Origin of the sequence: Neobacillus soli NBRC 102451 (assembly GCF_001591665.1) — a bacterium.
Lineage (GTDB): Bacteria > Bacillota > Bacilli > Bacillales > Cytobacillaceae > Neobacillus > Neobacillus soli.
In genome coordinates this window covers 86,586-109,254 of record NZ_BCVI01000033.1, presented here as the reverse complement: position 1 = coordinate 109,254, position 22,669 = coordinate 86,586, and the positions used below count along the sequence as shown (strand labels likewise).

Here is a 22,669-nt window from a genome sequence, read left to right as displayed (position 1 = left end):
TTATCCCTCCTTTTCTTCTTTTAACCAGTAGCGTAAGAGATCAACGAATTCCTCCGTATTTTTACCTGCTAATTCGTTAATTTCATCTTGCACGGTTTCCTTTTTCATTAAGGATTCATCAAATTCATCAATCTTTTTTGCTTCCAAGTATTCTGAAAATGGATCGAGATCCTCATCCTTTTTACGCTTGAGTAATCTGCCGACCAGGATTCCGCCAACTAGTAAAGCTAATGCCGCGAGTCCAAGTAAGATATAATTCAAATAAGACTTTTTCTCTGTATCTTTGGCTTGTGGAACAGCCATTTCTGTTTTTCCGGAAAATTCTCTCGGGAATACCGTAATCCGGTTGTTAATATCTGCATTTGTCATCGTATTATTGCTGCCAATGGCGGTCCGAACCACATTGGAGAGGATATTTCTGATGTTTGCTACCGTGTCAGGTGTTAACGAATTGGGAATTCTCGGGTTAGGAGGCTCGACACCGACATTAATGGTTAAGTCTTCTAACGTATAGGGACTTTGGATAATTTCTTTTGTAATCCGATTGACTTCGTAATTGATTCTATTTTGAGTATCCGTGTATTCACTAGTTCCACCATCGCCGTTTGAGGCATAGGCCGGAACATCACCCTCACCTGTCCCATCCACCCCGCCGGTAGGAGGTGTTCCCTTGCCTTTATATATTTTGGAAATCTCTTCAACACTTACCTTAATTCCTTCATTTGTATCCTTGTTCGACGGCTCCACAAGGCTTTGCTCTGTTTTTACCTTATCAAAATTCAACTTGGCGAATGTCTGAACGTATACTTTGTCTCTACCTAGCATCGTGCCTAACATCTGTTGAATGCTTTGCTGAATGTCTGCCTCAACCTTTTGTTTCACTTTTCTTTGGTTTTCATAGCTATCTGTTCCATCAAAGCTTGCATCATCAGAATTAGCTAATGTTAATAGCTGACCGTATTGATCGGTAATCACGATATTTTCCTTTGGCAGATTAGGGATACTCTTAGAGGCTAAGAAATAGAGTGCTTTAATTTGGCCTTGTTCTAGTTCAGTGCCCGGTTCTAGGTCAATAATGATGGAGGCACTTGCTTTCCCTTCATTCTCCGGCCGAATAAAGACACTATCCTTTGGCACGGTAATCATAACCTCGGCGCTTTTCACACCACTTATCTTTGTCATTAAATTAGCTAATTGCTTCTGAATCGTTTCCCTCTCGATGACGTCTAATTCCTGTTCCGTTATGCCGAACTTCAGATCCTTTGTCTGGTCTGTAAAACTAATCGGACCATTTTTAGGAAGGCCTTCAGACGCCAAATTAACAATCAAGTCGGGAGCCGATTCTTTTGGAACAAGGATTTGCGTCCCATTATTGGAAATTTTATAGGTGGTGAATCCTTGTTTTTCTAAAACTCCCTTAATTTCACCGATTTCCTTTTGACTTAAGCTATTTGTATAGAGTGGAACATAATTTGGTTTCAAAAAGAAGAAAATAAATATGCTTAAAATGGCTGCCACTGCTATGAATGTACCTATATATAACGTTTTGCTCTTTTTGCTGCCATTTTTCCAAGACTGCGATAATTTTTCCTTCAAGTCAACGAATTTTTGTTTCATAAATTCCCCGCCGTTCTAGTCAAAAATAAGCTGCCCATTAGACTTGCATTCTCATAATTTCCTGATAGGCTTCAACCACTTTATCCCTGACTGTCGTTGTTAACTGAAGAGCAATTTGGGCCTTTTGGGCTGCAATCGTGACATCATGAATATTCTTTATTTCACCGGTTGCGATTCTTTCTGACATCTTCTCTGAATTCACAATCGTTTCGTTTGCGTTTTGCAATGCCTCGCCCAACGCCGAGGAAAAGGAAGTCTTTGGTGAGGACACCGGATGTACATTTCGATTTATTTCAAAAAACGGTGATGAGTTTGCTGACAATTGATCAATTTTCATTAGATAAACTCCTTATTTACCAATATCTAAAGCTTTTAAAGAGATACTTTTTCCCACATTAAAGGCGGTAATATTTGCTTCATAGGCCCTTGAGGCACTCATAAGGTCCACCATTTCTTTCGTGATATCCACGTTAGGCATCATCACGTATCCATCCTTGTTTGCGTCGGGATTTGTTGGATCATATATAGGTTGAAAAGGTGTCTTGTCTTCTACAATCCCGGTTACTTTTACTCCATTGGCCCCGAGTTCATCTTTTAAAAATTGACTGAACGGTGCCGTCCCCTTTGGCTCTACCTCCACCATTTTTCTTCGATAGGGTATCCATTCCCCATTAACCAATTTCCCTCTCGTGGTTGTGGCATTGGCGATATTTGAAGAAATGATATCCATTTTCAGACGTCCTGCTGTTAATGCCGAAGAACTAATGTTTAATGGCGCAAACATTGACATATTAGAATCCCCTACCTTGACTTAATAGCTGTTTTTAATAAATTAAATTCTTCACTTAGCTGATAGCTTAGTGTTTGATACCAAATGGAGTTTTTTGTTAAATTGGTCATTTCGCTATCGACATCTACGCCATTCCCATTATTTTGCATCACCATAGGTTGCTCGGTAATAAAGGGCTTGGCGATTGAATTTCCGATGGGAATATGTTTGGAGTCGGACCGTTTACCCTTGAAAGACGAGTTTGCTAGTTCTCCCTTTAGAATTTCCTCAAAAACTACTTTTTGAGGCTTGTAATTTGGCGTATTAACATTTGCTATATTGTTTGAAATGGCATTATGTCTTAAAACAGAAGCATCTAAAGCCTGTTGCAGGACGGTAATGTTTTGCAGCATAAATAACCTCCTCTCACTTATGTTATTTTTTACCAATTTTTTTAACGACAAAAAAATACTATTCCGAAGAATAGCAATAGTAAATAAACTATAACTCTTCGGCAACTGGCTGGCGTAATCATGATTGATTTTAGCCCCTATAGCTTTGCGTCCCTGGATTTCTCCAGGTTTGCCTTTATCGGATTGTGAATGTCGTTTTCTGGTGAATGTGGTCGAAATTTTCAATACTTTAATATTACAATGACATGAAAAATATTACAATGGGGAAAAAACGAAAAAAGACCTACTTAACAAAAAAATAACAAGTTAAGTAGGTCTAATAACCTTCATCGCTTCCGTCCAAGCTCCTAGTAATTCTACCAGCATTTCCTGAACTTCATTTAGTATTTTCATCTCTTTTTTTATATTGGCTTCTATCAACCTTTGCTTCATATAGTCATAGAGAAGAATAAGTGAATTTGATATTTCCATATCCATGTTTAGCGTTACCATTAATTCACTAATGATATTCTGCGTTTTAATGATTCGATTATTGGCCCTTGACCAATCTTTTTTTTCCATCGCAAGTTTTGCCTGTTCAATAAATTTCACCGCACCTTTATATAAAAGCAGTGTAAGTTCTTCCCCCTTGGCAAATAACACTTGATTATTCTCATAGGCTTGGTAAGGATGTGTAAGAGACATGAATTTCCACCTTTCTGCTATTTTCTTTTGTCATAAAATAAACCATGAGAAACGGGCGATGATTCACCATAATTTTTGATACTTTTTTCCTTTTTGAGAGCGTGAATATTCGCAATCACCTTTTGCCGTGCTTCCTTTAGCTTTTCTTGAAGGGATGTCTCTAATGGAATCATCTGCAACAGCTGCTCATTGATTGCTGGGTTTAGAATAATCTGACCCGCATTTCGATCCAATTGGTTTACTTCTCCGATACAGGCCTGCCGTTCATCCAAAATGGCTTGAATATCTTCTGCCGCCAATTCGTCCCTGTCGTTTACTAATTGCTTAGTAAGCTGATGATACTTTTTAAGTAAAGCTTCTTTTTCTTCGTACAAGGTTTCAACCTCCGCCCAATTGCTGCGTTAACCAACCGCTTTGGGTATTGGCCTTTTGAATTGCCTGCTCCATTGCCGTGAACTGTTTCCAATAATAATTTTCTTTTATTTGTAATCGTTTCTCCCAAGAATCGATTTGGGTATCCAGCTGCTGCAGGGATTTCGATAGATACGCGTCATTGGAAGTACCCGCAGTTTTAGTAATTTCCTTCATCGTTTCATTGAGTTGATCGTACAGCCTCCAACCAATCCCGCTGTTGTTAAATTCGTCTTTATTATTAGCGGTATTGTCTCCCGGCTTAGTGGTGTCATATTTTTTAGTAAATAACAAGGTGACATCTTGAATATTATTTTCTAGCGCTGCTCTTAATTTACTTTCATCGATTACCAGCTTACCATTGTCCTTGTAATTAGAACTTGTCGTTATACCAATTTCAGCTAGTGAATCAAAGGAGCTATTCATTTTTTGGGGATTCGAATCACCAACACTGGAGTATAACGTACGTCTCAATTTATCCAAAGCCGAAGAAATCATCCGATCACTTTGCAATAAACCACTCTTCGCTTTTTCTTCCCACAACTCTATTTCTTTCTCTTTCATATCCTTTTTCTGGTCATCTAAAAGCGGAGAAAAGTTTTTATTGCGCTTCTCACCTAACTTATCATTCAAGCTTTTAATCGTGTCGTTATATTTATCCACAAAGTTTTTAATGCTGTCGAAGATGGAATCGACATCCGCCTTTTTCGTAATCGTTACATGGCTGCCCGTTGGTATTTCTGTTTTAATGGTAAAGGTAATCCCGTCGTAGCTTAGCTGATTACTTTTTAGCGTCAGTTTCGTTCCATTAATCGTTACCTCGCCATCGACAGCTTTCACGCCTGAGTTTCCGGCAGCACCACTCGGGTTACCTGCCGGGAAATCATTTTGTGTCTCGCTGACAGTACCCGCTGCTATCTTTAATACATTATTACCGTTCGATACATTAGAAATAGTTATATCCTTCGTCGCGTCTTTCGCGGTAAAAACAATTGCCTGATCGCCGCTTGAATAGCTGGCAGTAACTCCGGTTTTATCGGCTAAGGCATTGATTTTTGTCATCGCGCCTCGAATCGTATCGTGATCACCGAGGTCAATGATTTCCCCGTTCAGGGTAAACTGAAACCCATTCCCTGCCCCAAATTCACTTGTCTCACTTGTCACACCAGCGGATGAAAATTTTATGGAGGAAGGTATGCCCGGCTGATAAGGCTTCGCAGAAGAAATGATATACTCGCTTCTGCTTGCTGCTCCCGTTAATGAGACCTCTACCTTACTGAGGTCTGATGAAGTAAGTTTACTTTTGTTAAAAGTAGCTTCTAGCCTTAGATTTTCAGTCGCCGAACGTAAGTCTAAGAATTTCGTATTTACCTCTCGATAAGCATCTACTTTCCATTCAGTCTTTGTCTTATTTTGCAAAACTTTATTTAATTGCGCTTTTTCCGCATCCATTAATTTTTTTACAAGGGTCTCGGTATCCATTCCAGAAACCAAACCAGAAAAACGAAGATTGTTTGTAATCATCCTGCCATCCTCCGAACCTGATTAAAGTATTTAATAAGGGATAACGGCATTTTAACAACAAACGTTGAATGCTAGAAAAAATGGAAAGGAAAGGCTAATTTCTTGCGAATTAGCCCTTCCTTTCCATTAATTGATGGTCTTATTAATGATTTCCGTAATTCGAATCCCAAAGTATTCGTCAATGACGACGACCTCGCCTTTGGCGACCACTTTTCCGTTGATTAATAAATCCACTGGTTCCCCGGACACACGGTCCAATTCGATAATCGAACCCTGTGATAGCTCTAATATTTCATTAATTTTCTTCTTTGTTCTCCCTAATTCCACGACAATCTCTAAATTAATATCCATTAGCAGGTTTAAATTGAGGGAATCTTCTCCATCCTCTTTGAGGGGCTTCTCCTCTAAATCTTTAAATAGAAAGGGGGTGGTTTCCTCTTCCTTTTCTCCTAATAACGCTTCTAATTCTTCTTTTGAAATTTTCCCATCATTACTCATCTCTATTAACCTCTTTTTCGAAAACAGTTTCTATTTCTGCCGCTAGCCGTGTCTTTTTCACGCCTGGTTTGACTAAGAATCTCACATCTTTACCAACCATAGCCTTTAATGGTTCCTCAAAAAGTTGATCAAGCTGGACGATATCCCCTACATTCAACGATAAGAACTCTTCAATTGAAACGGTTGAACGCCCTAACTCTACTTTTAACGGGATTTCAAGTTCCTGTAGTTTTGATTTTAACAAATTTGATTCCTTAGGATTATTGGTTTTATTACGGGTTGCAAATAATTGATAGGATGATAATTTAGGCAGGAATGGCTCTAGAATAATATACGGTATGCAAATATGCATAAGTTCAGTTATCTCACCGATTTTGATAGTAAATGCAATCACAATGACGGTTTCATTCGGTATCGCTACTTGTAAGAATTGCGGATTGGTTTCAATTTCAACCACAGTCAAATTTACATTCATTAAATCTTTCCATGATCTTTTTAAATTTTCCACAAAACCCTCAAAAAGGTTATGGAGAATTTTATTTTCTATTTGTGTTAACGTTGTTTTTTCCTTATCGAAAATAGGCTCATCCCGGCCCCCTAATAAGCGGTCAATAATAGCAAATGCCATTTGCGACTTTAATTCCATAATCATTCGGCCTTTTTCCGGGGTCTCAAAAATGTTTAAAATAGTAAATGGTGAAAGTTGGCGAATGAACTCTTCGTAGATCATTTGATTAACAGACACCACTTCTACTTGAACAATCGTCCTTAATTGAGTAGAAATGGAGGAAGCCAATTGATAGGCAAAATTATCATGAATTCTTGTTAAAACGCGAACTTGTTCCATTGACAAACGAAGCGCTTTTTTAAAATCATATACTTTCACGTCATTGTTATTTTCATATAGTTTCATTATGTTTTCCTCACCGCCGTAAAATCGTCTAAAGGGAAAGTGGTCTACTTTCCCTTTAAATACTAACACTTCTATTTGATCACGGTCTAGCAACAATTTTATTTTAAGCTGCTACTTTTCTATTTATCTTTTTAAATTCACCAGTTCTTCTAAAATAGAATCTGATACGGTAATGACTTTGGCATTGGCTTGAAAACCGCGCTGCGCGATAATCATTTCGGTTATCTCTTCTGAGAGATCCACATTGGACATCTCAAGCTGACCGGAGACAATTTGACCGGCTTTATTATCTTGACGTTTACTGATCAGATTATCTACATTGGTTACAATGTCCGCATTTCCAGTTAATTCATACATAGAACCGCCCACTTTTTTCAACCCGGCTGGATTTGACACTACCGATGTCCCGATTGTAGCAATGTCGGTAGACGTACCATCTGCCGCTACTCCTCTAACGACCCCATTAAAATCGATTGTGTAGGAAACGTACAAATCAGAATCAATGTTGATTGGCCCCAATTGGTCCGTAGTAGCATCAAAACCGAGGACTTTAAATCCTTGTGGGGTCACGAGGTCGCCCTTTGCATCACGGTCAAAGTTCCCTGCTCTAGTCAGATATTTCGAACCACTGTCGTTTTGAACGACGAAATAACCATTTCCGTCAATATATAAATCAGAAGATAAATTAGTGGTGGTCGGGCTGCCGGGTGTGTGAATGGTATCAACAGATGCTGTTTTCACACCTAAGCCAATCTGAACGGGATTGGTTCCTCCTGCATTCCCATTAGGTGTCGAACTTCCGCGCACCGTTTGACTTAATACATCCTGAAACATAATCCTGCTTTTTTTGAAACCGATGGTATTTACGTTCGCAATATTGTTACCAATGACATCTAATTTATTTTGGAACGCTTTCATCCCAGATACACTTGAATTTAAAGAACGCAGCATTTTTGTTACCTCCTGGTTTTTTATTCGCTTTGCGATGGTCGTTCATTAGCGGAAATAATATTCCCAACAGGAATCTCTTCTTCATTTACTAGATAAAAGAATTGATTATCCTTTTTGACAATCCCTTTAACCACTCCAGCCTCTTTCTGGCCGGTCACTTCATCGGTCCACGAAACTTCCTTATTCATCATCGCTGAATATTGACTAATATCCACCTGCCGGCTATTGACGAATTGCGTAAACGCTTGATTTAAGTTAGAAATTTGTTCAAGAGAACTAAATTGTGCCAGTTGGGCAATCATCTCACGATCTTCCATCGGCTGGGTTGGATCTTGATTTCGTAATTGTGTTGTTAAAATACGAAGGAAAAGATCTTTGTCTAATTGGCTCTGTTGCTTCGTTGGTGCAGTGCTCGTTGTCCTATTCACGGAATTAATCGATGTCAAAGGAATTTCCCCCTTTTAAGCAAGAATATTGATGGTGTTTTCTGTTTGACTGTGATGGTACTCTTCAATCGTCGAATGGCTTTGATAAAAATCCTCGGCACTAATTTTCTTTTTCGAAAACCGCTGCTGGGATTGCTCCTGCCGTGATTTTTCTTCCTGCTGTGAGAAGGAATGCTGTAATCCTTGTCCAGCTAGCGATACCTCTATTTTATCGACCTGGAATCCTTGCTGCGTAAGCGACGACCGCAATAAGGAAATTTGCGATTCTAATGTCTCTTTGCCAATCAATGTTTCTGCCGTAAAATGTGCGAATACTTGTCCTTTATGGATCGACAATTTCACATCGATGTCGCCAAGCTTTTCAGGTGTTAGCGAGAACTTCGCTTCAATGAATTCTGATGCCTTTTTAAGGCTCGCTTGATTCTTGACTAAGTCGATGACTTCGGAGAAAAACTGCTGAACCGAAACCTTCGGTAACTGTGCCTGTTCACTTTTTCCCACTGCTGAGGCTGCGCCGTTAGGTTGAAATGATTGAAAGATTACTTCTTTTCCCTCAAATTGTCGTTGGAAATCAAAATCAGGCACTGGGCTATTTTCGGTTAGCTTAAATTTGAACGAATCCTCAACCGCTTTTTGCCCATGTTGAACTGTTGGTATTCCTTCTTTACCTGGTGTAGCCACTTCTGCTAGCAGCTTTGCGATTTTTTCAAAGGTGATGGTTTCTTGTTGATTCTTTTTAGAAAATACTTTTTCTAATTGAGCAAGTGTCGCTTTATTTGGATCGATGTTTTGTAGTTGTTTTTCTAATTGAGCAAATGATGGATCGTTTCGGTCGATCTCGTTTTTAAACAATAAACTAATAAACGAAATCATATCATCTCTTGTCTGCGGCTCTTTATTAGGTGTCTCTTCTTCGTTATTTTTCTGATTAACGAATGTTTCAGGTTGATTGCTCTGCTCACTAATTGTTTGAAACAAGGTATTCACCATGGCTAGTAAATCATGGGGTGAATCCTGATTGTTCTCTTGTATTAACTCATTCAGCAACTCCAAAAATGCGGTTGCAGACTGTCCACCTTGTTTACTGCTGCTGTCTTTATCAGGTATTTTTTGTTGTGTAGGTTGCAAGGAGGCCGATGAAATCACAAATGATGCTCCTTTCAAGTAAAGGATGGATGATTTTTTATAACAAATTTTAATAAAGTATTCCGATGGGATTTACCCAATATTAGAAAAAGAGTAAAATAGTAGAAAAGATGTCTTACTACAGGAGTATCAAACTATGAGTATAGGTCCCGTTTCATCAGATTGGTTTAAAAATATGGCACTACTTACTATATCGGCTCATTTCCCTAAGTTGGATAGTGCGAATTCGCAAATTTCCGGGGGAGATTTTTTCCAATCAATTTTACAAGCTGTCTTACTTGAAAAAGAATCGTCCAATCTGCCTCAAACACAACTTTTAAATGGGAGTTTTCTAGCTGGCACCTCTCCAATCCTTGCTAACATAAAGGACTATTCCCATTTATTAGACACCAACAGGAGCTTGGAGTTTTCAGGGTCTTCTTTAGACAAATTGAATTCGACTCTTAAAGGCAAATTAAGCAATCTGGGTGAACAGTTTATCGAAGCGGGCAGAAAGTATAATATTAATCCGAACCTGCTCGCCTCCATAGCGATGCACGAAACAGGAAATGGCACGTCCCGGGCGGCACATGAAAAGAATAATATCGCCGGCATGATGGGCAAAAACGGTTTGCGTCGGTACGATTCTATTGAAGAAAGTATTTTTGATATGGCTAGGAATTTAAGCCAAAATTATTTAGCTAAAGGACTGGATACGATTGCTAAAATAGGTGCCAAATACGCACCTGTTGGCGCTGATAATGACCCAACCGGGTTAAATAATCACTGGGTAAAAGGCGTTAACAATTTCTTTGGTTCCTTTTTGTAAAAAGAAAACCAAAACAGGATGAGGATGTCCCAAAAGCAGCGCTTTTTAGGACATCCTCTTTTTTTAATGCATAATCATTTTTAATAGCTGCTCTAACCAGGAAAGCAAGCCCTGATCACAGTCTTTTTTCGGAGCATTTTGCTGATTTTTGCCTTTCTCTTTGCAATCGTCTTTGTTCTTATTTTTTTGATTATTTATCACTTCGACGGTGGTGCTTCCAACGACAGGAACACCATCAACTATTGCTCGGAATACTAGGCGCTCTTCTTTCTCATCCCAAACAAAATCATCTCGTTCAAATTTAAATTGGCCATTTTTCGCTTGGTTTTCCAGGCCTTTGCTATTGTTAAGAGCATGGACATTGTTGATTGTGGCAGTCGATAGGTCAACTTTAGCGAAGCTATATCCTTTAGGTAAAGTCGCTCTAACCGTAAACTCCCCATTGTTACAATTGATTACTTTTGGCGTCACTTCAATGGTAGCTTGGATATAAATTACAACTGTTTTTTCTACGACTGTCTTTAGTCCGGCATTGTCGATGGCGGTTATTTTAATCTTGTTAATGCCAGGTTTGTTAAACGTAACTTTTCCGGTTGTGTTTTTCACTCCATTGACTTCAACAAAGCTTTCTTTAATTCCAGAAAGATTGTCGGCTGCTACATAATTAAGGTTTATGCTTGACCCTAACGCATATTCCGTTGGGAAATCGGCCTTGATGGTTGGTGCGGTTTTATCCATTTTTACTTCAACTGTGTGCTTGTTCTCGACATTTCCGGCATGGTCAACACTATAGAAAGTAACGGAGTGTATGCCTTCTTTTTCGATTGTAAAGCTTGTGCCTTCGCTGAACTTTGCTCCATCGATTGAATAGTAGGTCGTTTTTACGCCGCTTAGATCATCGCTTGCCGTCAACTCGCCCTTCACTGCCGCTATGTACCATTTAGTCTCGATATTGCTTACAGTGGAAGGGGCGGTTTTATCTGCTTTTATTTCAGTGGTCCGTTTATTTTCGATATTTCCGGCATTGTCAACACTGTAGAAAGTAACTGTGTGAACCACTGTTGGTTCTACTGTGAAGCTTGTTCCTTTGCTAAACTCTGCTCCATCAATCGAATAGTAGGTGGCTTTTATGCCGCTTAGGTCATCACTTGCTATCAGTTCGACCTTCACTGCCGCTGTGTACCATTTATCTTCGATATTGCTTACAGTAGTTGGCGCCGTTTTATCTACTTTTACTTCAGTGGTCTGTTTATTTTCGATATTTCCTGCGTTGTCAACACTGTAAAAAGTGACCTTGTGGCTGCCTTCTTTTTCAATTGTAAAGCTTGTGCCTTCGCTGAACTCTGCTCCATCGATTGAATAGTAGGTTGCTTTTACGCCGCTTAGATCATCGCTTGCTGTCAGCTCAACGTTTACTGCATTTGTGTACCATCTATCTTCGATGTTACTAACAGTAGATGGCGCAGTTTTATCTACTTTTACTTCAGTGATCTGTTTACTTTCGATATTTCCGGCGTTGTCGACACTGTAGAAAGTTAGAGTGTGAACTCCTTCTGGTTCTACTGTGAAACTTGTGCCTTCGCTGAACTCTGCTCCATCAATCGAATAGTAGGTGGCTTTTACGCCGCTAAGATCATCGCTTGCAGTCAGCTCAACGTTCACTGCATTTGTGTACCATTTATCTTCAACGTTACTTACAGTGACTGGGGCGGTTTTATCTACTATTACCTCAATCGTCTGCTTAGCTTCCATATTCCCGGCATTGTCGATACTGTAGAAAGTAATCGTATTGACTCCTGCCTGGTCAACCGCAAAGCTTGTTCCTTCTTTGAAATCAGAACCGTTTACGGTGTAGTAAGTTGAATGAACTCCGGAAAGGTCATCAACCGCTGTTAACTCCACCATACTGTTATCATTTATTTTGGCAGTAGTTTTTGGTGCCTGTTTGTCGATTTTCACTTCAACCGTTTGTGCTTCCTCAACGTTGCCAACATTGTCAATGCTATAGAAAGAAATGGTTTGAACGCCTTCTTTTCCTAAAGTAAAGCTTGTTCCTTCAACAAATTCCGAACCATTAATAGAATAATAGCTGGCTTTCACACCTGATAGATTATCTTTTGCCGTTAATTCCACATTAACATCTTTGTTATACCAATAAGCACTCGTATTGATCACCGTTTCGGGAGCTTCCTTGTCGATTTTGACATCAACCGTTTTAACTTCCTCAACGTTTCCAGCATTATCTACGCTGTAAAAAGACACGGTGTGAATGCCCTCTTTACTAATTGTTAGGGTGGTTCCTTCAACAAATTCTTTATAATCAATCGAATAATAGGTGCTCTTAACACCACTTACATCATCTGTTGCGGTAAGAGTGACGGAAACATCCTTTTTTGACCATTCTTCATTGGTATCAGCAACCGTAACAGGCGCAGTAACATCGGATGGTTTGTCGATCTCAACTTCAACTGTTGCATAGTCAATCGATTCAGTACCATCTTTTGTAACCGGAACGATAATATATTCGTGCGTGCCTTCTTCTTCTGGAGTATCCACCGTAATGGTTGGATCAGTAGTTGTTCCTACTAAAACACGCTCTCCGTCTACTTCTTTGTATACATTGTACTTGTCTGCCTCCGGAACTGGCTCCCAAGTTATCGTGACAGAATCACCTTTTACTTCTGGTTTGTTTGCTTCTGGAGCAGGTAAAACTGGTTTTACCTCTGCCACGACTACATTTGAAAAAGGTGAATTTCCAAAACGGTCGGATTTGGCGATGATGGTGTATTCGTGTTTACCTTGGGCTAAATCCTTAACGGAGTAACCAGTTTTGGTTGTTGTACCAATTAATACAGGCTCCCCATCTATCAATTTATACACTTCGTATTCACTAGCATAAGCTACAGACGACCAGCTAATCACCGCACTATTAGCTGTATCCATTGTTAATAAAGCTCTGGGAGCTTGCATTTCTGGGAAACCAATCGTTACATTATATGCCTTTGGTGCAGATTCACCAAATCGGTCACTGACAGAAACGATTTCGTAGGTGTAATCTTTTTCAGGAAGGTTACTGATATAGTATGAACGACTTGTCGTAGTAGCAATTAATTCCTTTTTTCCATCATCAACTTGATAAACCTTATACGTATTTGCATATTGTACGGAAGCCCACATGAGCATTAGGTCGTTTCCGTTATAAAGATAAGAAGAGATTTGATCTGGTGGAAGCATCTTTGGATAATCAATGGTAACATTGATTTTGCTTCCTTCTTTTGCTTCTCCAAATTTAGAACTATAGGAAGTTACTTCATAAACATTTTGACCTTCTGGGATGTTCGCTATAAATTGTCTTAAATTAATTGTGTTGGCAATGAATTTTCTTTCTCCATCTACCAATTGATAGACATTATATGAATCTGCAAAAGCTACTTCTTTCCAGCTCAAAGTAGTATTACTTATATCATAAATATTGGAAGATAGACCGCTTGGCGCTGCCATTACAGGGTACACAACATTTACAACAAGTGAACTTGCTTTTGATTCTCCGTATTTATCATTATAGGAAGTCAATTCGTATATATGTTGTCCCTCTGAAACATTGATAAATGATTTACTTAATGTCGTTGTCGTGACCAGTAATTCCCTTTGGCCATTTTTCACTTCGTATAATTTATAACCATTTGCAAACTCAGTCGCGGCCCATTTTAATGAAACATCATTGCCGTTAAAGATAGTAGACGTCAAACTGTTAGGCGGCTGCATTTCAGGATACTTAATCAAAACATCGATGGAGGTTGATAATGGAGACTCCCCTACACTATTAACCGCTGTAACGGCATAAGTGTGAGTCCCTGCTGAAACAGTTGGAAAATAGCGATTTAAGTTCGATGTTTGACTTAATTGCACCTTTTCTTCACCTTTAATTTCATACACTCGATATGCAGAAGCACCGCTCACTGCATCCCATCTCAATACAACATTGTCAATCCCATCGAGGGAGAACCGGATATTCGTTGGAGAGGTTAGATTACTCGCTGCAAATGCGGAAGCAATCGGTGAAAACAATTGTAATAATAGAACAGTTAAAACGAAGAAAGAAAGTTTCTTCTTTATTTTATGCATTCCTTTTCCTCCTATAAATTTTTTAAAAGATAGCTTAAAAAGAAGTCCCTTCTTACAAGAGACTTCTTTTCAATTGGAGTAACTAGCTATTAACCACGAAGCAACTGTAATACTCCTTGTGGCTGTTGATTTGCTTGCGCAAGCATCGATTGAGCTGCTTGTGAAAGGATATTATTTTTCGTAAATTGCATCATTTCATTGGCCATGTCAACATCTCTTAAACGGGATTCTGCCGCCGTTAAGTTTTCAGAAGAAGTGCCAAGGCTATTGATTGTATGCTCTAAACGGTTTTGAATCGCTCCTAATTTAGAACGTTCAGAAGATACGGTGCTAACTGCATTATCTAAAACTTTTAATGCATTTTCGGCACCAACTTCACTCATAAGAGAGATATTTACGCCGTCCTTTTTAAGACCTAAAGCCACTGAATCCATTGCGTTAATACCGATTTCCAATGTTTGTCCTGAATTTGCACCCACGTGGATGGAAACTGTATTATTGGCCGAACCTACGGTAATAGTCGATGTGGCATTAGTTGTAATTGTATCTTTAAAGGATAATTGCAGATTAGAAACCTTAACCACTGAGTTAGAACGCACGGCAATTCTTCCATCTCCAGCACCTTTATTACCGTCTCCATTAATGTCGACTTGAGCGATATAATCATCCTTGTTACCTGCAACTTGAATTTGTTCTAGTCCAGAATTTGTCCCGCCGTTCATTTCCGTATTAAAGGAAGAACGAGAAATACCATCTGAAGAAGAAGCACTGATTGTTAAGGTACTAATATCATTTGCCGCTCCTGATTGACCCGTAATGACTAGTGAATTTGCAGTAGAAGCAGGTGCGTCTAGACCCATAGCGTCTACGTCAGCCGTCGCAGCACCGCCAGCTGTATCCATTGCTACAGTAGAAGCTCCTAATGTATTTTTTACAGAAGACATAAAGTCATCTAACGTGCTTTCAGCAGTTACTACATATACAGAATTTTTCACCTCACCGCCCACTACTGCGGATAGATTGATTTCATCGCCTACTTGAAGACCGTAATTGGAAGTTCCATCACCAAGATCAGTCAGTTTAGTTGCGCCAGTAACTGCTGCAGGAACTGCTCCACTATGATCTTCTAATGATCCTGTTTGCCAAATGGATGCCGTAGCTGCAGCTAAAGGACCTGTAGTTTTGACCGTTGTTGTACCAGCAGCAGCTGTTGCAGAGGCGACTACATTATCAACTGAACCACCTGATGACTGAGCAAATTTAGCTGTTTTAGAGATATCGCCATTTAAGATTTTAAAGCTATTGAATTCGGTATCGTTGGCAACACGATCAATTTCATTTATTAATTGATTTACCTCTGTTTGGATATTTTCTTTATCTTGCTTGGTTGAAGTCCCGTTCGCAGCTTGGTTTGCTAGTTCACGAACACGTTGCAAGATGCTGTGGGTTTCGTTCATTGCACCTTCCGCCGTTTGGATTAAGGAAATTCCGTCTTGAGCATTGCGTGATGCTTGATCCAAGCCGCGGATTTGTGCTCTCATTTTTTCAGAGATTGCTAGACCTGTTGCATCATCAGCAGCACGGTTGATACGTAAACCTGAAGATAATTTTTCAAGGTTCTTTGATGCTGCAGATGAGTTTGCGCTTAATTGATGATAGGCATTTAATGCGGAAATGTTGTGATTGATTCTCATTTTTTATATTCCTCCTAGTCGTGTTTTACAAATACATTTATTTTTGTCTTGCTACTATTAATTAACGGCATTTTTCCTAGTGTGGAGAGGGGATGATGAGGGTTTTTTTATATTTTTCCAAAATTGGGGGCTGGTTTTTGTCATCTAGAGGGATAATAGAATTTTATCAGCGAATTTAAGCGTTTTATCAGCGAATTGAAGAGGTTTATCAGCGAATTCGAGGGGTTTATCGGCGAATCATTTTTTTAAGCCTGCATATGTTCGCCTAAAAAAAAAAGTGCTACGAAAAGTCAATTTTCGAAGCACTCTTATTTTTACCGTAAAAAGTCCACCAGCGTCGGCTGGATTGCCTTCGCACCGGATGATAACGCGGCATTAAGTATCGTTTGCTGGATGGTAAAATTGGTGATAATCTCGGCCAAATCCGCATCTTCTGTCTTGGAAAGCATGCTTTTCGTGGAAAGCTCGGTTTGATCCAAGCGATTGACCATCATTTCTAATTGATTGACATTGGAGCCGACGATGGAGCGCTGGGCGAGAAGATTGTTCATTTGCTTATCCAGGTGGTCTAAATATTGCTCTGGATCATGACCTGCCTCCAGTTCCCCGGCGATTTTTTCGACGGTTTCAAATAGGTTTAATCCGTCCGATTGAAAATTGAATATGTCTGTCCCATTAACATTGACCTTCATGTAAACACCCTGTCCGACATTCCATGAAAGGGGATCATTATTTGTACTCACGAATCCGCCATTTTCAAACGGTGCAGTATCGGTAGCCGTTCCGGCAAACAAAAAGCGGTCACCTAGCCTGGCATTGGCGATATCGCCGATGTTTCCTTTTAACGCTTTTAATTCCTTTGCAATCGTTTCTAAGGAATCCTTGTTATTCACGCCATTGCTGCCTTGAACAGTTAGTTCCCTTACTTTCTGCATGACTTGTGTCAAATCATCCAGCGCCCGATCAGTTGTTTCGAGCCAATTCAAACCATCTTCGGCATTGCGCTTGAATTGTTCTGTTTCCGTTAAAGCCGACCGGTATGACATAACTTGTACCGATTTTACCGGGTCATCGGAAACTCGATTGATCGCTTTACCGGAAGCGATTTGTTCCTGGTATCGACTCATCGCTCGATAATTCGTTTGAATATTCCTGATCACCTGCGTACTTAACATATTTTGTGTAACGCGCAATTCATTTCACCTCCTAGATTCCCACTCTTCCGGTTCCATTAATTAATTTATCAAGCACCTCATCCATTACGGAAATGTATCTTGATGCCGCATTGTATGATTGCTGGAAGCGAACCATGTTGGTCATTTCTTCGTCAATGGAAACGCCGGAAACCGATTGTCTGCGATTCTCCGCTTGCTGTACTAGAATTTCTGAATTATTTTCCATTCGAATCGATTCCTGGGTCTTGATGCCAATATCTCCAATAATTGTACGATAGAAATTATTCATCGACGTCGATTGATTTGAAAAAGAAACCTGTTTGAATTTTAAGTTGTTCAGTAAATTAGCATTCCCCGCATCACTTACATTCGCTTCTCTTGCAGCTGCGATTTTATTCAGTGACGATAGGATGAGCGGATTTACCGTTATTTCGCCGGCTGCTGCCGGATTGCCTGTCCCGCCCTTAGCAACAAAAAATGGAATCTGATCAAGCACAGCGTTCGGGTCATTTTTTCGATTTTGAATATCGTCCAAATTCATCGCACTAGCATCACTGTGAATTTGATTGACTTCCCTGCTAAACACCGTGACAAGCTCATTTATTTTAGACATGAAAGAAGGAATATCCTTGGTTAACGACTCGACCATTCCCGCGATTTCCCCGGATTTGAAGGAAATACTTTTCCCGTTCAAGGATGTTTGGTTCATCGCCGGATCAAAAGTGAGAGAGGAATTCCGATCCCCATTCACGAGGTACTCTTGTCCAACCAAAACATCTACCATTCCATTACCGGCAGGCTTCACAGTAATGTCAGCCATATTCGACATTTTATCAATTAACAAATCCCGCTGATCCAATAAATCATTGGGCTGCTGTCCGCTCGCCGTAATTTTCGCAATTTGCAGATTCAACTCACTAACTTGCTTCGTTAGATTATTCATTTCCTGCATTTTCGTGGAGAGTTGATTTTGCAAATCCGAGCTTAACTGATCCATAGAATTTGAGATTTGATTAAATCGGCCAGCCAAGGCATTGGCATTGGAAAGCAGTGCGGCACGTGTTGCTAAACTATCAGGCTCTTTCGATAAATCCTCCCACGATTGCCAAAACCGATCAAAGCTTGCTTGCAAGCCATTGTCAGTTGGCTCGTTTAACGTCCCTTCTATTTTCGATAGCGTATCTTGCTTTACATTCCAATACCCAAGCTGGTCATTTTGACGGCGAAACTGACCATCTAAAAAAGTATCGCGGATCCGGTTGATTTCCTTCGTCTCGACACCTGTCCCGATCTGCAAGGGGCCATTTCCAACATTCATCCCCGGGTAAGAAAGCGGATTGGAGGCTTGTGTAATGGCGTTTTGCCGAGTGTAACCTTCCGTATTGGCATTGGAGATATTATGCCCTGTTACACTTAAAGCCGTTTGCTGTGCAAAAATTGCTCGTTTTCCAATTTCAATCCCGTGAAAGGTTGAACTCATTTACGTTTCCTCCTTGCTGTTTCATTTGAAGCCACTTATACCTTTGCATCAAAGAAACTCCTTGAATGATTATTTTCCTTCGGATAATTTCTCGCTGAATATGTAATGGATGGTTCTTGTTGTTGTGTGAATAAACCCAACATACTATTGATATAGGCTAACGAATTTTCGATGAGCTGTTGGTTTAATTCTTGCTGGGCCACTAATTCTTTTAGTTTCGCTTTTAATTCGCTTTGTGCGGATAACAGTTCTTCCTTTTCTTTCGCTGAAGAACTGTTATCAATAATCTGACCCAAGGAAAGAGATTGATAGGTCACCGTTTCTGTCTGTCTTTTAACTTCTAGCAAGCCAATCTCTTTTAATAAAGCAGACTCTTTTGGAAAGATGGAGAGCAGTAGTTCCGGATCTCCTTTAATGATCGCTGCCTGTTTTTCTTTCCCTACTTGCAATAGTTTTTCATAAACCGAGATCATCTCATCTAAAATCGCTTTTAATGGTTCGTAAGACGTCATTCTTCATTCCCTCTACGCCAAGAAGAAAGTAAGTTTTCAGCAATTTTTCCACTGTCGACTTTGTAGCTGCCATTTTCAATTTGTTCCTTCAGCGCTTGGATTCTTTTTTCCTTTTCCACACTTATCTTTTCTTGTGCTGCCTGGGAAAACTCAACTTTATCCACCTGTACCTTTTTGCTAACATCCTGATGTTGAGCCTTGTTAATTGAATTTTTATAGGATTGCAGGCCTTGTAATCGACCTAAGTCATTAATTTTCATCTGCCCTTCCCCTTCCGAATTCCGAATTCCGAATCAATGTCCATCTACTAGTTATTATCGACATTTTACCAGGAAGTGTTTAGTTCAAAAAGTCTTTTCATAGATGGATTATAGTGGTAAATTTTATTTATTACCAAATGATTAGGGGCGACTCACTTGAATACCGTTTATTTTGCTGTTGCATTATGTGTTTTCATCATTCTTATTGTGCTAGTTAGATATTTTTCTAGAAAAAGAAAGATAGTCGCACCAACAAGAAATAATAGACGTAACGCTTTTCGTCTTAGTCTATGGGAGCATGAGTGTACGTTTACTGTTCCTTCTTCTCCAGACGCTGTTTTCTATGGCTCGATCCGTGATATTAGTATTTCTGGGATGAGACTCATTTCGTATGAAGATTTATCTGGTGTGGATGAACTCATGGTGAATTTTGAATTAGGGGATTACTTCTCCTTGGCTGGAAAAATTGAAAGACGGAAAAGACTAGACAACGGTTTATACGATTTCGGTGTCCATTTTTTACCTTTAGACGAAAAGACTGAACAAAAGCTATTTAAAATTCTTTGGGATAAAGGCAGAGAAAAAGTTGTTCTATAGTGCTAAAAAAAAGAGCCTATTGGCTCTTTTTTAGCTTCTAATGATCCCATTCGCAATGCCCATCATTTGATCGGCAAAAGAGATGGACCGTGAATTAAATTGGAATCCGCGCTGCGTTGAAATCATATCGGTCACCTCTTTGCTTAAATCCACATTGGAGGATTCGATATATCCCTGCTGGATGGTGGAAGTGGCGGCACCGATGATTTCACTGCCCTTCCCGGTAAAACGAAAGACATTTCCACCCTCATTGAGTAATTTTTGCGGATTGGCAAAATCAACTATCGCAATTTGTTGGTTCGTAGCAGCAACAACTCCCGTTCCATTAACAGAAAAGTCGATGCCGTCAGCTATTTCCACCGGTTGATTGTTCTTGTCCAATAAAAAGTAGCCTTCTGCGTTCACTAAGCGATAGGTACCATTGGCGGTTGGACTCTTTTGAAACGAGCCATTTCTTGTATAGAAAACCTCGGTGTTGTCCCCCTGTTTTTTTCCTACTTGAAAAAACCCTTTTCCGGTAATCATTAAGTCCAGGGGATTATCCGTTGCTTTAGGGGTCCCTTGATCTAAAATCATTTGCGATCCGTTCACATGGACCCCGTAACCAGCACGAATCCCGTAAGGCGTCAGCCGGCCGACTTCTCGATGATCCGCTGCTTGATTTTTGATGGAAATCGCTAAATTTTCTTCGAAGGAGGCCTCTCTTCGTTTGAAGCCCGCTGTTTCGGAATTGGCCATATTATTTGAAATCGTATCTAACTTTTTTTGATAGGAATTTAAACCACTTGTAGCAATATATAGCGAAGTATTCATGTTCTAATCCCCTTTTATACTCTTCCGATTGAATTTAACAGTTCAAGAGAACGATCGTATGCTTGGATAACCTTTTGATTCGCCTCGTATAATCGCACGTTTTCCATCATGTTGCTCATTGTCAACGTCGGATCGACAGTCGAACTTTCAATCATTTTATGATGCAGCCGCACTTCTGCTGGCATTTCTGTTAGGATTGGCGGATTTTGTCCGTCTAGTTTAAACGTTCCATTGCCTTCTTTGATTAGTTTGTTGGGGTTTTGAATGAGTACTATCCCAATCGTGTCGATTATTTTTCTGTTAGTGGCACCATCTGGATTTACACTAATTTCACCCTTTTCGTTGATGGAAACCTTACTTGAAGCAAGTTCAGGGTCCATCTGAATCGGATGCCCGTGATTGTTTAACACTTTATTGCCTTCTAACGTGCAGAGCTGTCCATTTTCATTTACCGTAAATCTTCCGTTTCGAGTATAGCGAATCTCGCCATTGGCATTAGCAACAGCAAAAAACACACTTGGCTTTTGCCCATTTTTGAGGGGGATATTTTGATCCTCAATCGCTACATCAAACGGATTATTGGTTTCGATAAGCTGCCCCTGAAGAAAGCTCGAGATATTTTCTTGTGCGTATACGCCTTGCTGCATCGAACCAATCCAGGAATAGCCGCGCGTGTTCCCACTAGGGCTGCTTTTTGAATCGTTCATTCTTTCCAGAAAAACTTCAGGAAAAGCTCGTAAGGTAGTATCTACCTTTTTATAACCGGGTGTTTCGATATTTGCTAGATTATTCGTTAATGCCTCCTGGCGTCTTTGTAAGGCAATCATTCCAGATGCTGCTGTATCTAACCCTCTAAGCATGGTTTTGAGCTCCTTTATTGAATCAGTAATTCGGTTGTATAAACGTGTTTAATTTTTCCTGTGGTGAATCTTTCATTCAATCGGTCTGTTACTTTTTTCTCGAAGGCTGCAATATCCTTAAAATCTTCTTTTTTGGATAGTGAAAGGATTTTGATAATATCACTTTCGATGATTGGAACAATTTTTTCCGCTTGCTTTTTCGTTCCCATGGAATCTAATTCAATCGAAAATTTCACTTGGATCAGGTTATCTGAATTAAGGTTGGTGCTGATTTGGTTCGTTTGGATCGTTTGGTCGGCCAGAGCATCCAATGAGGCAGCTTCCCCTTTACCAGCGTGTGCTATGTTTTTTTGATAGTAAAATAGACCGCCGGCGCTTAATACAGCAAGGATAATACACAGATAAACAACGCTTTTTAATTTTTTCATCCTGTCTCTTACACGCCTCCGTTCGTTCAATCATAGATATAGGTCAATCAATAGTCCTTTAATTTCCCCTATATTATCTAATAAACGGATATTTTGGTCTTCGCGTTCAATCATTTCCTCTGAAAGTTCTAATAATTTTTTGTCAACCTCTTTTATTACCTTTAATTTTTTCTCTCTACTAGACAAAGGTGAAAAAGATGTCGTTTCTTCTAAGGAGAGGCCATATTTTACGACCTCCTGCAAAAAGGATCTGATTAACCTTTTATAATCATGAAGATCTTTTAATGATTGTGACCGGACAAGCCGCTCTCCTTGTTTCGTAATCCCCTCCAAAAGGGTGTTTAAATGTTCTTTTGCAACGCTTGTTTGTTTTTCAGTCAAAATATGTTGAAAATTCGCTAATTCTTTTGCTTTTGCTTCTTTTTGAGAATACGAAATTTCCTTATGTATAGTTAATCCTTGACCAACTTTCAAATGCAAACACCACCATCACAGAAAATATTATTGTCGAAATTTGTAAACCTCAATACAATGAAAGTATAAAT

The 22,669-nt window shown here is 39.6% G+C and carries 23 protein-coding genes, 1 pseudogene and 1 riboswitch; of the genes and pseudogenes, 2 read left to right on the top strand and 22 right to left on the bottom strand.

Annotated features, from left to right (window positions below; all coding sequences use genetic code 11):
- The 12 genes and pseudogenes from fliF to BSO02S_RS12185 form a co-directional block, all read right to left on the bottom strand.
- Positions 1–1,617 (bottom strand): flagellar basal-body MS-ring/collar protein FliF, encoded by a 1,617-nt coding sequence (fliF, locus tag BSO02S_RS12240; RefSeq protein ID WP_066067203.1) that lies wholly within the window; start codon positions 1,615–1,617, stop codon positions 1–3.
- A gap of 37 nt (positions 1,618–1,654) precedes the next feature.
- Positions 1,655–1,954, bottom strand: coding sequence for a flagellar hook-basal body complex protein FliE (gene fliE / locus BSO02S_RS12235; RefSeq protein WP_066067200.1), 300 nt, complete (start codon positions 1,952–1,954; stop codon positions 1,655–1,657).
- Positions 1,955–1,966: 12 nt separating this feature from the next.
- Positions 1,967–2,407 carry a flagellar basal body rod protein FlgC gene (flgC, locus tag BSO02S_RS12230; RefSeq protein WP_066067197.1) on the bottom strand — a complete coding sequence of 147 codons (441 nt, stop codon included), beginning with the start codon at positions 2,405–2,407 and terminating at the stop codon, positions 1,967–1,969.
- Positions 2,408–2,418: 11 nt separating this feature from the next.
- A complete protein-coding gene (gene flgB / locus BSO02S_RS12225; RefSeq protein WP_066067195.1) occupies positions 2,419–2,799 on the bottom strand; it encodes a flagellar basal body rod protein FlgB in 381 nt (126 codons plus the stop codon).
- Positions 2,800–2,896: 97 nt separating this feature from the next.
- A riboswitch (cyclic di-GMP riboswitch) is annotated at positions 2,897–2,983 on the bottom strand.
- 122 nt (positions 2,984–3,105) lie between these two features.
- Positions 3,106–3,483, bottom strand: a complete 378-nt coding sequence (gene fliS / locus BSO02S_RS12220) for a flagellar export chaperone FliS (protein ID WP_066067194.1) — start codon at positions 3,481–3,483, stop codon at positions 3,106–3,108.
- Between the two features lie 17 nt (positions 3,484–3,500).
- The gene (locus tag BSO02S_RS12215; RefSeq protein ID WP_066067193.1) at positions 3,501–3,857 is read right to left on the bottom strand and encodes a hypothetical protein; all 357 of its coding nucleotides are present in this window, start codon (positions 3,855–3,857) and stop codon (positions 3,501–3,503) included.
- A gap of 4 nt (positions 3,858–3,861) precedes the next feature.
- Entirely contained in the window at positions 3,862–5,418 is a 1,557-nt protein-coding gene (gene fliD, locus BSO02S_RS12210; RefSeq protein ID WP_066067191.1) for a flagellar filament capping protein FliD, read from the bottom strand.
- A 126-nt stretch (positions 5,419–5,544) separates the two neighbouring features.
- Positions 5,545–5,793: pseudogene (gene fliN / locus BSO02S_RS12205) on the bottom strand (flagellar motor switch protein FliN); the annotation flags it as partial.
- 115 nt (positions 5,794–5,908) lie between these two features.
- The gene (gene fliM / locus BSO02S_RS12200) at positions 5,909–6,829 is read right to left on the bottom strand and encodes a flagellar motor switch protein FliM (RefSeq protein WP_066067188.1); all 921 of its coding nucleotides are present in this window, start codon (positions 6,827–6,829) and stop codon (positions 5,909–5,911) included.
- 123 nt (positions 6,830–6,952) lie between these two features.
- A complete protein-coding gene (locus tag BSO02S_RS12195) occupies positions 6,953–7,780 on the bottom strand; it encodes a flagellar hook-basal body complex protein (protein WP_066067186.1) in 828 nt (275 codons plus the stop codon).
- Between the two features lie 20 nt (positions 7,781–7,800).
- Complete coding sequence (locus BSO02S_RS12190) at positions 7,801–8,226, bottom strand: flagellar hook capping FlgD N-terminal domain-containing protein (RefSeq protein WP_066067184.1); 426 nt, start codon at positions 8,224–8,226, stop codon at positions 7,801–7,803.
- A gap of 15 nt (positions 8,227–8,241) precedes the next feature.
- On the bottom strand, positions 8,242–9,372 hold the full coding sequence (locus BSO02S_RS12185; RefSeq protein ID WP_066067182.1) for a flagellar hook-length control protein FliK: 1,131 nt from the start codon (positions 9,370–9,372) through the stop codon (positions 8,242–8,244).
- 136 nt (positions 9,373–9,508) lie between these two features.
- Here BSO02S_RS12185 and BSO02S_RS12180 point away from each other — a divergent pair, with 136 nt between their 5' ends.
- Positions 9,509–10,180 (top strand): glucosaminidase domain-containing protein, encoded by a 672-nt coding sequence (locus tag BSO02S_RS12180; RefSeq protein WP_066067179.1) that lies wholly within the window; start codon positions 9,509–9,511, stop codon positions 10,178–10,180.
- Between the two features lie 63 nt (positions 10,181–10,243).
- On the opposite strand, the gene BSO02S_RS12175 is transcribed toward BSO02S_RS12180, so the two are convergent.
- From BSO02S_RS12175 to flgM, 6 genes are all read right to left on the bottom strand, one after another.
- A complete protein-coding gene (locus tag BSO02S_RS12175) occupies positions 10,244–14,305 on the bottom strand; it encodes an OmpL47-type beta-barrel domain-containing protein (protein ID WP_066067177.1) in 4,062 nt (1,353 codons plus the stop codon).
- Between the two features lie 89 nt (positions 14,306–14,394).
- A complete protein-coding gene (locus BSO02S_RS28385; protein ID WP_066067175.1) occupies positions 14,395–15,999 on the bottom strand; it encodes a flagellin N-terminal helical domain-containing protein in 1,605 nt (534 codons plus the stop codon).
- 314 nt (positions 16,000–16,313) lie between these two features.
- Positions 16,314–17,192, bottom strand: coding sequence for a flagellar hook-associated protein FlgL (gene flgL, locus BSO02S_RS12165; protein ID WP_066067173.1), 879 nt, complete (start codon positions 17,190–17,192; stop codon positions 16,314–16,316).
- 13 nt (positions 17,193–17,205) lie between these two features.
- Positions 17,206–18,654, bottom strand: a complete 1,449-nt coding sequence (flgK, locus tag BSO02S_RS12160; RefSeq protein ID WP_066067171.1) for a flagellar hook-associated protein FlgK — start codon at positions 18,652–18,654, stop codon at positions 17,206–17,208.
- 35 nt (positions 18,655–18,689) lie between these two features.
- Positions 18,690–19,166 (bottom strand): flagellar protein FlgN, encoded by a 477-nt coding sequence (locus tag BSO02S_RS12155; protein ID WP_066067170.1) that lies wholly within the window; start codon positions 19,164–19,166, stop codon positions 18,690–18,692.
- Positions 19,163–19,426, bottom strand: coding sequence for a flagellar biosynthesis anti-sigma factor FlgM (gene flgM / locus BSO02S_RS12150; protein WP_066067167.1), 264 nt, complete (start codon positions 19,424–19,426; stop codon positions 19,163–19,165). Before flgM ends, BSO02S_RS12155 begins: the two co-directional genes overlap by 4 nt.
- A 156-nt stretch (positions 19,427–19,582) precedes the next feature.
- Here flgM and BSO02S_RS12145 point away from each other — a divergent pair, with 156 nt between their 5' ends.
- Positions 19,583–20,023, top strand: coding sequence for a PilZ domain-containing protein (locus BSO02S_RS12145; RefSeq protein ID WP_066067166.1), 441 nt, complete (start codon positions 19,583–19,585; stop codon positions 20,021–20,023).
- A gap of 30 nt (positions 20,024–20,053) precedes the next feature.
- On the opposite strand, the gene BSO02S_RS12140 is transcribed toward BSO02S_RS12145, so the two are convergent.
- The 4 genes from BSO02S_RS12140 to BSO02S_RS12125 are packed head-to-tail and all read right to left on the bottom strand — an operon-like array spanning position 20,054 to position 22,598.
- Positions 20,054–20,836 (bottom strand): flagellar hook-basal body protein, encoded by a 783-nt coding sequence (locus BSO02S_RS12140; protein ID WP_066067164.1) that lies wholly within the window; start codon positions 20,834–20,836, stop codon positions 20,054–20,056.
- 14 nt (positions 20,837–20,850) lie between these two features.
- Positions 20,851–21,696, bottom strand: coding sequence for a flagellar hook-basal body protein (locus BSO02S_RS12135; protein WP_066067162.1), 846 nt, complete (start codon positions 21,694–21,696; stop codon positions 20,851–20,853).
- 14 nt (positions 21,697–21,710) lie between these two features.
- Positions 21,711–22,124: a flagellar basal body-associated FliL family protein gene (locus tag BSO02S_RS12130; RefSeq protein ID WP_066067161.1), complete on the bottom strand. Its 414-nt coding sequence runs from the start codon at positions 22,122–22,124 to the stop codon at positions 21,711–21,713.
- 30 nt (positions 22,125–22,154) lie between these two features.
- The gene (locus tag BSO02S_RS12125) at positions 22,155–22,598 is read right to left on the bottom strand and encodes a YaaR family protein (protein WP_066067160.1); all 444 of its coding nucleotides are present in this window, start codon (positions 22,596–22,598) and stop codon (positions 22,155–22,157) included.
- Positions 22,599–22,669 lie beyond the last annotated feature (71 nt).